Raw genomic sequence first — 14,247 nt, forward strand, 5'->3', positions numbered from 1 at the left:
CAGTCACCAACCACTAGTCACTCTCTACTGATAACTGATTTAAAATTCTCTTAGAATCCAAACTTCAGTAAACTGTGACTTTGAAATATGCCCTTGTCCATGAGTGGTTAACGCCTCAAGCTACTGGCGGTTCGGAATTAGTAGTGCGAGAAATTCTCAGGTGCATCGATGCCGATCTCTATGCACTGATTGACTTTGAATCTACAAATTCCCAAAGTTATTTGTTCGGACGCAAAATTGGTACGACATTTTTGCAACACTTACCGTTCTCGCGCAATGGCGTACAGAAATATCTCCCTTTGTTGCCGTTGGCGATCGAACAATTAGATTTGCGTGCATATGATGCGATCGTTTCTTCGTCTCATACCGTTGCCAAAGCCGTACTTGCTAGTCCCCAGCAGCTTCATGTTTGCTATTGTCACAGTCCGATGCGCTTTGCTTGGGATATGACGTTCGATTACCTCCGCTCTAGCCGCATGGGTCGAGGTCTACCTGGAATTGCCACTAGGTATTTACTCCATCGCCTGCGCCAGTGGGATGCGATCGCCGCTAACCGTGTCGATTATTTCATTGCTAACTCTCACCATACGGCACGCCGGATTTGGCGCTGCTATCGTCGTCCTGCTACAGTAATTTATCCGCCTGTAGATATCGATCGCTTCCCCGTGGTGAAAGATAAACAAGATTTTTACCTCACGGTCTCGCGACTGGTCAGTTACAAGCAAGTCTCAACCATCGTTCGCGCCTTCAATCAACTCAAAAAACCTTTGGTTGTAATCGGTACGGGACCAGAACTACCAGAGATTCGCAAACTGGCACAGTCGCACGTTCAAATTTTAGGAGCGCAGCCTAATGATGTAGTAGAGAAATATATGGCTCAAGCAAAAGCTTTTGTTTATGCAGCTCTAGAGGATTTTGGCATCGCGATCGTCGAGGCTCAAGCTTGCGGCACGCCAGTTATCGCTTTGGGCGCTGGGGGAGCGTTGGAAACAGTGCGAGACTTGCACCGCTACCCCGATAGCGCGACGGGAATATTTTTTTTAGAGCAAAAAGTAGACGCATTGGTGGCATCTGTGGAAAAATTTGAAGCCAACTGGGTAGCGTTCGATTCCGAGCGCATTCGCACCCAGGCAACTCAATTTACCCCTAAAATCTTTGAAGAGCAGTTTTTAGCTTTTCTAGAACGCTCGTGTCAGGAGTTCTTCGTCCCTAATTCTTAGGAGTTGATTTTTAGCTGGTTTTACAGCCTCTAAAATTAAATATGCCTCAGAATGGTGCTTCTGGCTTTAAGATCGGGACTATGTGTGGTGTGGATGGTTTAGGAGTATGATGACAGCCCAAAGCTCACTCCTCTTTGGCAAGCGGTTACAGGCTTTTGTCAAACGCGGGCAAGAGCCGTTTAGAACCAGAGCTAAACCGAAGGGTTTATTGCTCGCTCGACTCAATAAAGAGTTTGCCAAAAGATTGTTCGATGTTTTATTTTCGCTTTCCGTTCTAATTTTATTTGCGCCAGTTTATCTGGTGTTAGGCTTCTCAATCGCCTTGAGTTCCCCTGGACCGATCTTTTACGTTCAGGAACGAGTAGGCAAGAATCACAAGCCTTTTTATTGTATTAAATTCCGTACTATGGTAGCCAATGCTGATGAGATTTTGTCAGAATTGATTGCCTCGTCGCCAGGATTGCGGCAGGAATTTGAGGATAATTTCAAGTTAAAACAAGACCCGCGCATTACCAAAGTCGGTCATTTTTTGCGCTTAACTAGCCTAGATGAATTTCCCCAATTTTGGAACGTGCTTATGGGTGATATGAGTATCGTCGGTCCCCGACCTTTGGTAGCAGAAGAGCTACCGCGATATGGTCGTCATATTGATAAGGTCTTAACCATCAAGCCAGGAATTACTGGTTTGTGGCAAGTGTCGGGCAGAAATGACATTCCTTACAATCGTAGAGTGCAAATAGACGTTCACTATGCCAGCTCTTACAGCATGTGGCTAGATGTGTGGGTCATTTTAAAGACGGTATTTGTGGTAATTGTACCAAAAAATAACGGCGCTTATTAAGTGTATCCGTTAGCTTGTAGCCGTCAGCATTTGAAATTTGTTATGGTTTGCTGAAAATTACAGTTTCGCGTTTAGGGGCATCAATTGCCCCTTTTCGATCGGAAACACTACTTTTCTTTTCGATCCATTGTCCTACGGTTTCTACGAGCGGTATATTTAGTGCTGTTCTAAACAGTGCCGAGAGCAAGCAGCCTGAAGCGATCGCCCTCTCAATCCACGCAATCTTTGCAATTACTCAATAATTACTTAATAATGAAAAGCAAACTTTAAGTTAATTTGTATTTTAGCCAAGCTTGCATTAACGCCAACCAGACGGCAACTGCACGACTAGGTGATCTCTCTGAGGGCAATTTTGCCATTATTTGCTTAAGTTGTAGCAGCGTTCTCGCTCTATTGTTTTAGGGAAAAAGAAAAATATAGTATTAAGTATGACGCAAACAAAGAGAGCTTTAATTACTGGTATTACAGGTCAAGATGGTTCGTACCTGAGCGAGTTTCTGTTGGAACAAGGCTATGAGGTACATGGAATCATTCGCCGTACCTCGACGTTTAACACAGACCGGATCGATCATATTTATGAAGACCCGCATAAAGAAGGAGTGCGGATGTTTCTGCATTATGGGGACTTGACCGACGGCACGACACTGCGACGCATTTTAGAAGAAGTCAAACCTATAGAAATCTATAATTTAGGTTCTCAATCTCACGTCCGCGTTAGCTTTGACTCCCCTGAATACACGGTGGACTCTGTAGGTATGGGAACGTTACGGTTATTAGAAGCAATTCGCGATTACCAACACCGGACGGGTATAGAAGTTCGGTTCTATCAAGCTGGTTCTTCAGAAATGTATGGATTAGTACAGGAAATTCCGCAAAAAGAATCAACTCCTTTCTATCCTCGTAGTCCTTACGCCTGTGCTAAAGTTTACGCTCACTGGCAAACAATCAACTATCGCGAATCTTATGAGATGTTTGCCTGTAACGGTATCTTATTTAACCACGAAAGCCCGCGTCGGGGTGAAACTTTCGTAACGCGCAAAATTACCCGCGCTGTTGCCCGCATCGTAGGTGGCAAACAGAAAAAAATCTACATGGGTAACTTAGACGCAAAGCGCGATTGGGGCTATGCGAAAGATTACGTAAGAGCAATGTGGTTAATGTTACAGCAACCGCAAGCTGATGATTACGTAATTTCTACGGGTGAAACACATTCCGTGCGCGAGTTTCTCGAATTAGCTTTTAGTTACGTAAATTTAAATTGGCAAGACTACGTAGAATTTGACGATCGCTACCTCAGACCAGCAGAGGTAGAATTACTAATTGGAGATTCTACCAAGGCACGACAAAAATTGGGATGGACTCCTAGCGTGACATTCGAGCAGCTTGTTGCTTTAATGGTGGACGCAGATTTAAAAGCGATCGGTCTATCTGCCCCCAATGGAAATGGTGCTTCAGTCATCCATGACATCGCAACAATCCGTCAAGATATGGTCAGCTACCTATCCTAGTTCTAAAACCTACCTACGAGGCTGAACTCATGACCGCCTTAGATTTAAACAACAAACGCATTCTCGTAACTGGTGGTGCTGGGTTCTTAGGTCGTCAGGTGATAGATCGACTGTGTCAAGCTGGCGCGGATAAAAACAAGATTACCGTAACGCGATCGCGCGATTGCGATTTACGAGTCTTAGAAAACTGCCAGCGTGCGGTTGACCAGCAAGATATTATTATTCATCTGGCTGCCCACGTTGGCGGTATCGGGCTGAATCAAGCTAAACCTGCCGAGCTGTTTTACGATAACTTAATGATGGGGACGCAACTGATCCACTCGGCTTATCAAGCAGGAGTGGAAAAGTTTGTCTGTGTCGGTACGATCTGTGCCTACCCTAAATTTACACCAGTCCCATTCAAAGAAGATGACCTCTGGAATGGCTACCCAGAGGAAACCAACGCCCCCTATGGCATTGCCAAAAAAGCCCTATTAGTACAATTGCAAGCTTATCGCCAACAGTACGGCTTTAATGGTATCTATCTCTTGCCAGTCAACTTATACGGTCCTGAAGATAACTTCGACCCTAAGAGTTCCCACGTCATCCCAGCTTTGATTTGCAAAGTACACAAAGCTCAATTGCGGGGAGACAAGCAAATTCCTGTTTGGGGTGATGGTACTCCCACCCGCGAATTTCTCTACTCAGAAGATGCAGCACGGGGAATTGTCATGGGGACTCAGTTTTATAACGACTCCGAACCTGTGAATTTGGGAACGGGCGAGGAAATTTCAATTCGCGATTTGATTGATTTAATTTGCGAATTAATGGAATATGACGGGGAAATTATTTGGCAAACCGATAAGCCCAACGGTCAACCCCGTCGCTGTTTAGATACCGAAAGGGCAAAACAAGCCTATGATTTTGTGACTCAAGTAGGTTTCAGACAGGGATTGACCAATACGATTGATTGGTATCGAAAGCACGGAGCATAAGTCAAACTTGTAGCAATGGGTTTACGAAGAAGGAGACAGAAGCCAGAAGTCAGGAGTCAGAAGAATAAAAAAACTTTATTTATGGGTTTAATGCCCGTTAAAAAGCAACAATTATGCCCTTGATATTACACGGCTTTAATGCCCTTGGGAACCTCGACAACCGAAAAGCTGTACTACGAGACATAATCAGCTCACTTGCACAATCCCATGTATAAATACATGGGTTACTTCTGACTCCTGACTCCTGGCTCCTTTGAATCATAATATTTATCTGAGTAGGAATTATTGAGTAAACTTTCCCGTACCAAAATTAAAAATTAATGATTAAAACAGTGTAAGGTGGGCAATGCTCACCTTTTTTCGTTGACTAATCTTTGACCGATCGCATATACCTGAAGAAGTAAAGACCGTAATTTCGCTGATATTATTCTCTTTCTGGTGTTTGAAATCAGTATTATTACTGTAGAATTAGGAACTCTGCCAGCTCTATTTTCATCATCGAAGAATAGTAAATTATTTACCGATCGTGATAGTAGTTGTTAGCAGTGATTGTACTCGTACAAGCCAGAGTCAAGAAGGAAATATTGGCTTCTACCCGCCGTCTTGTGCCATGAGCCGCATTGCTTTCATTGCTGGTACGTACTTACCAGAAAGCGATAGTGTTTCAGACTACACTGCTCGCCTACATACTTCCCTCCGCGATCGCGGTGTGGAATCTATTGTACTGACAACTTACTACGCAGCAGAAGCGGCTTACGATCCTCATGCGTTAGGAGTCGTGCATGGATGGCAGTGGGTCGATCTAAAGGCTTTGGTCAAAGCAGTATGGGATAGTGGTGCGGATGCCTTACACATTCAGTACCATCCGCAAATCTACGGTCATCAGCCCGCAATCTTGTTACTACCTTTGTTGTTGCGATTATCTGGGTGGCGATCGCCCATCGTGACGACAGTACACGAGTATGGTAATTGGGAGTGGCAACGAGGATTGCTAGCCCAATTTTCGGGTTGGTTGCAGCAGTATACGTGGTGGGATCGAGAAGGGGGATTTTTGCTGACGTTAAGCAATGCTACAATTGCGATCGCGCCAGAAGCAAAAACCTTAATTCAAGCGAAATTACCTAATATAGAGCGTCGTTTGTGGCACGTTCCAGCAACTCCTAACGTACAAGCGAGCGAAACGGACAGTAGTGCGGCACGCCAGATTTTACGGCAAAACTGCAATTGGCATGAAGATGCACTCGTCATTACCTATTTAGGCTTTCTCCACTCTGGTAACGACTTAGAGACTCTACTACTGGCTTTTAAACAGGTTCTCACAACTCAGCCCCAAGCACGGCTGCTGGTGATGGATAGGAATGATAGCCCAAAATCAACGGTTCAAGACGATAATACGTACCTAACACAACTGCAAACAGCGATCGACGCACTCGAATTACGTTCGTTCGTCCATTTCACAGGATATTTGGACGAGGAAATTGTGTCTCGCTATCTTGCAGGATCGGATATCGGAGTGTTCGATCGCGATGTGAGTCTCAATAATAGTTCTTTGGTGTCGCTTTTATCCCACGGTTTACCAGCGATCGCCACTTATATGCCGTCGTATTTACCAGATACGCATCCATTATTACTTGTCCCGCCGCATGATGTTGCTGCCCTGACAACTGTATTAATAGAACTGATCGATTGCCCCAAAAAACGAAGACAACAGGCTAAAGCCAGTCGAGTTTTTAGCGAAAATTTTAACTGGCAAAATATAACTCAACAGCATTTAGAAATTTATCAAGGTTTATTCGATCGGTAGCAAGAGGTAATATTGAACGGTTGTTAGTTGATAGTAACGCACTAAAAACTAAGAGTGATGCGTTACGCCCAAGGCTAACGCATTCTACGTAGATTTCAAAAATTAAATATTAGCTCTATAGTAATTAACTATTACACTTCTTTTACAGTTTTATTGACATCAGTTTCCTTCTCCCGTTAGGATAAAAAATATTTGTTGAAAAACACTCCAGTAATTTTGATTGCGGCAATCGAGCTTTAAAAAAGGCTGCAAATGGTTCGTCAATTTTGCTTGCAATAAACCTAGCTGAGTTGAGATAGTGACTAACGATACTAGAATTTAGTTTTCGAGGATCAAATCAGACAGATTTAAATTTTTTCTATCTCCTTGGAGATGTGTAAAATTGCCGATTTTGTCATAGTCATCAAAATGACCGTGCATCTGGCAAAGAGGAGATTTAGCAGTGAGAATTAAAACAATTATTAGTTTGTTGCGAGAGACATTTACTGAATGGAACGAAGATAAAGCTTCGCGACTAGCCGCAGCATTGGCATATTACACGGTATTTTCCCTCGCCCCCATGTTGATTATTGCGATCGCGATTGCTGGAGCAGTTTTTGGTGAAGAAGCAGCCAGAGGCGAAATTGTCACGCAGATTCAAGGTTTGGTAGGTAGGGACGGGGCAAAATTTATTGAAACGGCAATTGAAGGCGCTAGTAAACCTCAAGCAGGAACCATTGCTTCTCTGATTAGTATTGCTGTCTTACTATTTGGCGCTTCTGGCTTATTCGCTCAGTTACAAGACTCTTTGAACACGATTTGGGAAGTTCAGCCGAAACCAGGACGGGGTTTAATCGGCATCTTGCGCGATCGCTTTTTGTCATTCACGATGGTACTTGGTGTAGGCTTTTTGCTACTCGTTTCCCTGGTTTTAAGTGCAGGTTTATCAGGTTTGGTTAATTTTTTGGGCAGCTTGCTACCAGGAATCGGGGCATTGTTACAGCTAGCTAACTTCGTCCTCTCTTTTGCCGTGACGACACTACTATTCGGACTGATTTACAAAGTCTTGCCAGATGTCAAAATTGCCTGGAGCGATGTTTGGAGCGGCGCGATCGTCACTTCGCTGCTATTCTCAATTGGTAGGTTTGCTTTGGGACTGTATCTAGGAAACAGTAGTTTTGGTTCTACCTACGGCGCGGCAGGTTCAGTCGTCATTATCTTAGTTTGGGTTTACTATGCTGCCCAAATCCTCTTTTTCGGTGCAGAATTTACTCAAGTTTATGCTAGAAGATATGGTTCTCGCATCGTACCAACAAAAAATGCCATACCGCTAACGGAAAAAAACCGTGACGAGCAAGGAATGAGAACAGATCGCAATCGTCGCCGGAAGACGAGATAGAAGTCGGGATAAGGAAGACAAGGAGGACAAGGGGGACAAGGGGACAAGGAAGCAGAGGAACTTCAGGAGCAATTCTAGTCACCAGTCACTAGCCACTAGTCACTCTCTATTAACAACTGTTTCCCTTCTTTTACCAAATCGAGTCAGAATATCTATCTAGAGGTAGTTGGTAAAGCCTAACTCACAAGTCGCGATTCATGAGTTGGAATCACCTCCAACCAAGGACAAATGACGAATGACAAATGACAAATGACAAAAGCAAAGCGTCGTCTCCCCCGTAAACCAATTATTTCGATTGTCAGGCAGAATGGACGGTTAAACGTTCAGGGGATTAATAAATGGTATTACTACTGGCGCGATCCATACCATTTGTTGATTACTATGCCTTGGTCTTGGTTCTTAGGTATCGTAGCATTTGGATACATATCACTCAATTCTTTGTTTGCGCTTGCCTATTTATTGCAACCAGGTAGCATAGCTAACGCTCGTCCTGGCAATTTCTGGGATGCTTTCTTTTTCAGCATTCAAACAATGGCAACTATTGGCTATGGCGTGATGAATCCGCAGACTGACTACGCTAATGTCCTAGTGGCGATCGAATCTTGGGTGGGTTTATTGGGCGTAGCAATGGGAACGGGAATCGCTTTTGCTCGTTTCTCTCGTCCTACGGCGCGAGTGGTTTTCAGTCGAGTGGCTGTTGTCACAGCTTATGATGGGATTCCAACTTTGATGTTTCGCGTAGCGAATAAACGTCGCAACCAAATTATTGAAGCGCAGATTAGAGTTGTACTGGTACGCGACGAAATGACTGCTGAGGGGCAGTTTATGCGCCGATTGTACGACCTGCCTTTGATACGTGCTAATAACCCAATTTTTATTCTCTCTTGGACGGTGATGCATCCGATTGACGAGTACAGCCCTTTTTACGGCGCTACTTTAGAAGATCTAGAAGCAGCAGAGACAATGTTGGTGGTGACGCTGACTGGCATTGATGAGACTGTATCTCAGATGATTCATGCTCGTCATACATACATTGCTTCAGAGATGTTGTGGCATCATCGGTTTGCTGATATTTTATTCCAAAAGTCTGACGGGCAACGCTATATCGATTACAACCACTTTCATGAGGTAATGCCCGTTTCTAGCCAGAGGGAAGAAACAAATGGAGTCGTATCCCGATCGCCATAATCGTCATAGTAAGCGCAGTTACGCCATGTTAGGAACGGGGGCATTGGGTGGTTATTATGGTGGTTGTCTGCAAAAGGCTGGTTTAGATGTCCATTTTTTGCTTCGCAGCGATTACAACCATGTTTCTCAATCTGGTTTAATTATCGAGTCAACTGACGGGGACTTTACCCTATCCCAAATCAATGCTTACCAAGACGTGAAGGATATGCCATGTTGCGATGTGGTAGCGATCGCGCTGAAAACGACTCAAAATCATCTACTACCCGATCTATTACTTCCAGTTTTAAAAGAAGATGGCGTAGTTTTGGTATTGCAGAATGGTTTGGGCATAGAAGGCGCAGTAGCTGAAATTGTCGGTTCTCATCGAGTTATCGGTGGTATGTGTTTTGTCTGCGCTAATAAAGTTGCCCCAGGACATATTCGCCATTTAGATTACAAGGCGATCTCGCTGGGAGAATATACTGCTGACTATTTTCCGGCAGGAATTACGACAAGAATGCAGCAAATTGCCACTGATTTTGAATCGGCTGGCATTCCCATTGACTTATCAGAAGATTTGCTGTTAGCACGTTGGCAAAAATTGGTATGGAATATTCCCTATAATGGGCTATCTGTCATACTTAATGCTCGAACCGATGAGTTGATGGCAGATGTATCCACTCGGATTTTAGTCGAAGAGTTGATGGCGGAAGTGGTAGCGGGTGCGGCTAGATTCGATCGTCATATTTCCAGTAGTTTTGTCCAAAACATGCTCGATCGCACTGCCAAAATGAAGCCCTATAAAACTAGTATGAAAATTGACTACGATTTGCAGCGTCCTTTGGAAGTTGAAGCGATCGTTGGTAGTCCTTTACGTCTAGCTGAGGCTGCTGGGACAAATCTGCCTCAAATTCGCACTTTGTATCGGCAGTTGAAGTTTTTAGATAGAAAAAATCAGGGGTAGAATTTACTCCTTCCTCTTCGGATAAGCAATCCGCTTGTGATGAAACTGTTGCCAAATGTTGACAAAGGTTTCGGCAATTGTATCCATGTCCGCCCGCGTTAGTCCAGAATCAACTAATTGATTGTCTTGCCAGCGCGATCGCAGAATTTTTTGCACCATTGCTAGAGCTTCCTCTCGCGTCGGTTCTTTGGCTCCTGATTTTCCATCTGCTGGTAGAGTGCGTAAAGCTGCTTCACAGGAATCTGCTAGCATCACCAAGGCTGTTTCTCGCGACTGGGGCGCGGGACCCGCGTAACAAAAATCTCTTTCGTCTACTGTAATGCTATGGTCTTGTCGTGCTATCTGCTGCGCTTGGTGGTGAAAATAGGCGATCGCCATTGTACCTTGATGTTCGGGAATAAAGGCTTGGATTGCCATTGGTAAACGACACTTTCGTGCCATAACCAACCCTTCAGTCACGTGCTTTCTAATAATTGCCGCACTCTCCCAAGGATCGTTAATTTCATCGTGTTTATTCGCTCCACCCATCTGATTCTCAATAAAAGCGAGGGGATCGTGGAGTTTGCCAATATCGTGATATAAGGTTCCCGTCCGCACCAATTCGACGTTGCATCCCAGTGCCCTCGCCGCTGCCTCTGCCAGAGTGGAGACAAACAGCGTGTGTTGGAAGGTTCCGGGGGCTTCCGTTGCCAAACGCTTTAATAATGGTCGGTTGGGGTTGGCAAGTTCTGCTAGCCGAATTGGGGTAACTAGATCGAAAAAATGCTCCAAATAGGGGCTAATGCCGATCGCGATCGCGCTCCAGACAATCCCTGCAAGGCTAAATAAACCAGCTTGAAGGGCAACATTGTACCAATTCCAGACTGAATCAGTCCCGATCGCGCTGAGTACGACTTTCCCGAGCAGGTAAGCTAATCCTTGGATTGCACTAACCGCGACTCCGATTAGAGCTAACTCTTCTCGCGATCGCATCCACCCAGCCATCCAACTAGCTAGCATTCCGCCAGCTAAGCCTGTTAACAAAGACTTGCCGCTAATATCCATTCCTATAGGTACAAGCAGCCCCAGCAACCCTACAACTGTGCCACCAATGGGGAAGCCGTAGAAGCTACCTAGTAACAGTCCTACGGCAGGTAAGTTAATATACCGTAAATTCAGTCTTAAGAGTAGTGGAGTACTCAACGCTAGCAACAAAATTAGAACACAATCACGCTGCCGCAGTTTCTGCCGCTCTAATTTCCAGGCAATCCAGACAAAAATACCAACGGCTATACTAACGATCCCACCAAATTTTGATAGCCCCGACCAACCGATTCCTCGTCGCGACAGACCGAAATAGTCAAGGGTGATAAATGCAACATGGTCGATCGTTTCGCCTTTTCTAACTATGACTTCGCCTCGCTCCAAATTCAGCATTTGGGGGGCAATTTTTGCGACTGCTTCAGCTGCTGCTAACTTTGTTTGTGCTTCGTCTTCTTTAAGATTTGGTTCGAGGACGGTTAACAGCATTTGGGTTGCTAGAGGTTCCAGCTGCGGTGGTACATGCGATCGCACTTGTAAGTTCACCGCTGTTTGCAAAGTGTCGGATGATATGCCTCGATAAACTCCTTGGGCGAGAATGCGTTGTGTAGTGGCGCGGATACCTGCAACTGTCTTCGACCAAATGGGATCGGATAAATCTAACCAGGACGATTCGTAAAGAGTCGGCGGAGTTGCTTTTTGTAATTGCGCTAGTTGTGATAAAGCTTGAGCGTATTGCTGGCGGACTTGAGATAGCTTTGCCATTAACATCGAGAACTGTTGAGATTTCGCTGTTTTCAAGCGATAAGCATTCAGTTCCCTTGCTGCCTGAGCCATTGCCTCATTTTCAAATCTTTCGATTTTAACCGGAGCAAAGTTCGTTGTCGCGGCATTTTGCTTGCGTTCTCGACTTTGCGCGTCTCGTAAAAAGGCTAAGACTTGCTGCCACTGAAAATCTGGGCAGCTGCGTAGATAAATTTGTGCTGCTGTAGATAAGTTGGTTGTGGTTGTAAATGGAAAATCTCCTGCTAACTGCCGCAGTCGCTCTCCCTGTGTCAAGTTAGCTTGCAACTTTTGCCAAATTTTTTGGTTTGCCGTCGAGTCAATGACTAAGATTGGCTCTGCTTTTCTCCATGCAATTTGGCGGTTTTGGGCTGTAGTCTTCGTATCGACAATTTGAGCTGCTTTAGGGGCGCGAATTGTCTCTGGTGCGATCGTGCCTTCATCTAGCCGAGGTTGGTTGGCAAAGCGATGTCCCAGCATTATGCTCAGCAATACCACTGCCAGTATCAGGAGCGCAGAGGTGCGTTCTCTGCGCACTTTAGGAGGTTTTTTAGCTTTAACTCCTGGTTGAGCTTGGCATATTTGACGAGTTAATTTCTGCTGGTTTGGTCGCAATTGCCACCACTTCTTGAGTTGCAGGTCGAGCAATTCAAATAGCGTACGCTTTTTCATTACCCTTATTACATGCAATCGGCATGGAGCAAAAAGTTAAATGGCATAAAGCCTCATCTGTAATCTTAGGTTGAATGACAATAATTACATCCAGTCTATGGATCTTTCCACAATGAGATCTCGCAACTGACGTTTAAGCTTATTGCCTGTTCTACAACTCAAGTATTTAGAAACTAAACTTTCCTGAAATCAAATTTTTCAGATCGATTTTGGAAAGACAACTATTATTCTCAGCGCCTCCGCACGATTTTAGGAGCAGCAATTGCGACTATTTGATTGTTGGCAGTAGCTCGATCGCTCTGCTGATAGACTCCCGACCACACTGCGACTAGTACATCACACAATCTTAGCACTTCAGTCTGATTTGTCACCCCTATTGCCAGTGCTTGAGTAGCTGGAATGCTTGCCACGCCATTGTAAGCTCCTGAAAGCGCACCCGCGATCGCGCTCGTCACGCCAGAGCGATCGCTTATTGCTGCTCTTTGAACGGTCAAGCGAAAATCTGCTGGGGTACTCAGGTAGCAAAAAAACGCCAGAGCGATTTGACTGCTCAATTCATGGGGTTGTCCTAACTGAGCGATCGCTCTTTCCAATCCTACTCGTTCGTCCAGTAGCTCTTTGACTTGTGAGAGTTTTGCAGCTGTTGCAGTTGGGGATGCTCCTACAAAGGCAATTGCTTGGGAAATTATCTCGATTGGGTTCGATTTTGCTTGTAAAGCAGTGGCGATTGCTTGTCCTATTGCTAAGGTTCCATCTCGGCTTTCTGGCTCATCCCGATCGATCGCGACTAGCGCCAATTGCAAATTTTGCCGCAGCTTCAACTCATTCTCATGAAAAAATACTGATATGGGAAGAGTTGCTAAAGGTGAAGCGATTGAATTACCAGTCAACTCTTTTGTCATGGATTTGTGCCACGCTTCATAATCGAACCTACCGAGCGCGATCAAAGTTTTTATTCCTTGCAATACTGAGTCAAGCAACTCCGATTGGGAGGAGTTATCGATTGCCCTTTCAGATAGTTTCGCCTTAAGTCTAGGGTGGTTTGCAACCTCGCCAACTGCCATTCCTAGCATCGTGCCGCGAAATCGACTATGAATCGAGTAACTCATTAATTGGAGTGCCTGATATGGTGAATCAAGGCGTGTAAACCTAAGCGATAGCTCTGTACGCCAAAACCACTAATTTGCCCGATTGCCACCGCTGCAATATAGGAGTGATGGCGAAAAGATTCTCGTTGATAGATATTACTTAAATGAACTTCTACTGTAGGCATTTTTACCGCAGCGATCGCATCTCGCAGCGCCACGCTTGTATGGGTATAGGCACCCGCATTAATCAAAATTCCCTGGAATTCCGTCTTAGCTGCTTGGATCGCATCCACTAACACGCCTTCATGGTTAGACTGCATCGCCTCTACTTCGGCTTGCAGCTGATTCCCTTCTGTCACTAACATACTATCGATTTCTGCCAACGTCACCGAACCATAAATTCCTGGCTCTCTTGCTCCCAGTAGGTTTAAATTCGGTCCATGAAGCACGAGGACTTTGATTAGTAACGAATGAGAAGACACGCCATTCAAGCCTGTTCGATACTTATCTGTGACGACGAGTGCGGCGGTCATCAACTGGAATTGGGATCGGCTCTGGTTCCGGTTCAGCTTCCGGTTCTAGCAAGGCTTCAATTAGCTTGCGCGCCCATTCTTTCAGCTTTTCCAGTACCCGATCTATGTAATCCATCGAACCGATTACTCCTGCAAAACTACCTTGATTTCTTGATGATAATCGATTGGAATCTATCTTTGTGCGCTCTTGATTTTTCCGCTACTTATTCTTTATATTTGCTTAGCTTTTTGCTGTTGCTATCACACAAAGTTTAACTTTTTCAAGTCAAAATGTAGCTTAGCTACTTATTCTCAA

Annotated in this window: 12 protein-coding genes; 8 read left to right on the forward strand and 4 right to left on the reverse strand. The window is 44.8% G+C overall.

Annotation, left to right across the window (positions count from 1 at the left end):
• Positions 1–74: 74 nt before the first annotated feature.
• The 8 genes from H6G17_RS15110 to H6G17_RS15145 all read left to right on the forward strand — a co-directional run bounded on the left by H6G17_RS15110 (position 75) and on the right by H6G17_RS15145 (position 9,856).
• Positions 75–1,220, forward strand: coding sequence for a glycosyltransferase (locus H6G17_RS15110; protein WP_347276433.1), 1,146 nt, complete (start codon positions 75–77; stop codon positions 1,218–1,220).
• Between the two features lie 109 nt (positions 1,221–1,329).
• The gene (locus H6G17_RS15115; RefSeq protein WP_192158541.1) at positions 1,330–2,061 is read left to right on the forward strand and encodes a sugar transferase; all 732 of its coding nucleotides are present in this window, start codon (positions 1,330–1,332) and stop codon (positions 2,059–2,061) included.
• Between the two features lie 428 nt (positions 2,062–2,489).
• A complete protein-coding gene (gmd, locus tag H6G17_RS15120; protein ID WP_192158461.1) occupies positions 2,490–3,569 on the forward strand; it encodes a GDP-mannose 4,6-dehydratase in 1,080 nt (359 codons plus the stop codon).
• Between the two features lie 29 nt (positions 3,570–3,598).
• Complete coding sequence (locus tag H6G17_RS15125) at positions 3,599–4,543, forward strand: GDP-L-fucose synthase (protein WP_192158463.1); 945 nt, start codon at positions 3,599–3,601, stop codon at positions 4,541–4,543.
• 526 nt (positions 4,544–5,069) lie between these two features.
• The gene (locus tag H6G17_RS15130) at positions 5,070–6,347 is read left to right on the forward strand and encodes a glycosyltransferase family 4 protein (RefSeq protein WP_192158465.1); all 1,278 of its coding nucleotides are present in this window, start codon (positions 5,070–5,072) and stop codon (positions 6,345–6,347) included.
• Positions 6,348–6,789: 442 nt separating this feature from the next.
• Positions 6,790–7,725, forward strand: a complete 936-nt coding sequence (locus tag H6G17_RS15135; RefSeq protein ID WP_192158467.1) for a YhjD/YihY/BrkB family envelope integrity protein — start codon at positions 6,790–6,792, stop codon at positions 7,723–7,725.
• A gap of 249 nt (positions 7,726–7,974) precedes the next feature.
• Entirely contained in the window at positions 7,975–8,913 is a 939-nt protein-coding gene (locus H6G17_RS15140; protein ID WP_192158469.1) for an ion channel, read from the forward strand.
• A complete protein-coding gene (locus H6G17_RS15145; RefSeq protein WP_192158471.1) occupies positions 8,888–9,856 on the forward strand; it encodes a putative 2-dehydropantoate 2-reductase in 969 nt (322 codons plus the stop codon). Before H6G17_RS15140 ends, H6G17_RS15145 begins: the two co-directional genes overlap by 26 nt.
• A gap of 3 nt (positions 9,857–9,859) precedes the next feature.
• Here the strand turns inward: H6G17_RS15145 and H6G17_RS15150 are convergent, their stop codons facing one another.
• The 4 genes from H6G17_RS15150 to H6G17_RS15165 form a co-directional block, all read right to left on the reverse strand.
• Positions 9,860–12,331 (reverse strand): HDIG domain-containing metalloprotein, encoded by a 2,472-nt coding sequence (locus H6G17_RS15150; RefSeq protein ID WP_192158473.1) that lies wholly within the window; start codon positions 12,329–12,331, stop codon positions 9,860–9,862.
• 230 nt (positions 12,332–12,561) lie between these two features.
• Entirely contained in the window at positions 12,562–13,440 is an 879-nt protein-coding gene (locus H6G17_RS15155) for an ADP-ribosylglycohydrolase family protein (RefSeq protein ID WP_192158475.1), read from the reverse strand.
• Positions 13,440–13,952 (reverse strand): type II 3-dehydroquinate dehydratase, encoded by a 513-nt coding sequence (aroQ, locus tag H6G17_RS15160; protein ID WP_199316741.1) that lies wholly within the window; start codon positions 13,950–13,952, stop codon positions 13,440–13,442. Before aroQ ends, H6G17_RS15155 begins: the two co-directional genes overlap by 1 nt.
• Positions 13,924–14,067 (reverse strand): hypothetical protein, encoded by a 144-nt coding sequence (locus H6G17_RS15165; protein WP_192158477.1) that lies wholly within the window; start codon positions 14,065–14,067, stop codon positions 13,924–13,926. The genes aroQ and H6G17_RS15165 overlap by 29 nt, the downstream gene beginning before the upstream one ends.
• Between the last annotated feature and the right edge of the window lie 180 nt (positions 14,068–14,247).

Source organism: Chroococcidiopsis sp. [FACHB-1243] (assembly GCF_014696895.1).
Taxonomy (GTDB): Bacteria; Cyanobacteriota; Cyanobacteriia; order Cyanobacteriales; family Chroococcidiopsidaceae; genus Chroococcidiopsis.

Excerpts from the sequence above, each read along its gene's own strand:
- H6G17_RS15115 (WP_192158541.1), top strand. The coding sequence starts at position 1,330 with ATGACAGCCCAAAGCTCACTCCTCTTTGGCAAGCGGTTACAGGCTTTT.
- gmd (WP_192158461.1), top strand. The coding sequence starts at position 2,490 with ATGACGCAAACAAAGAGAGCTTTAATTACTGGTATTACAGGTCAAGAT.
- H6G17_RS15125 (WP_192158463.1), top strand. The coding sequence starts at position 3,599 with ATGACCGCCTTAGATTTAAACAACAAACGCATTCTCGTAACTGGTGGT.
- H6G17_RS15140 (WP_192158469.1), top strand. The coding sequence starts at position 7,975 with ATGACAAAAGCAAAGCGTCGTCTCCCCCGTAAACCAATTATTTCGATT.
- H6G17_RS15145 (WP_192158471.1), top strand. The coding sequence starts at position 8,888 with ATGGAGTCGTATCCCGATCGCCATAATCGTCATAGTAAGCGCAGTTAC.
- H6G17_RS15150 (WP_192158473.1), bottom strand. The coding sequence starts at position 12,331 with ATGAAAAAGCGTACGCTATTTGAATTGCTCGACCTGCAACTCAAGAAG.
- H6G17_RS15155 (WP_192158475.1), bottom strand. The coding sequence starts at position 13,440 with ATGAGTTACTCGATTCATAGTCGATTTCGCGGCACGATGCTAGGAATG.
- aroQ (WP_199316741.1), bottom strand. The coding sequence starts at position 13,952 with ATGACCGCCGCACTCGTCGTCACAGATAAGTATCGAACAGGCTTGAAT.
- H6G17_RS15165 (WP_192158477.1), bottom strand. The coding sequence starts at position 14,067 with ATGGATTACATAGATCGGGTACTGGAAAAGCTGAAAGAATGGGCGCGC.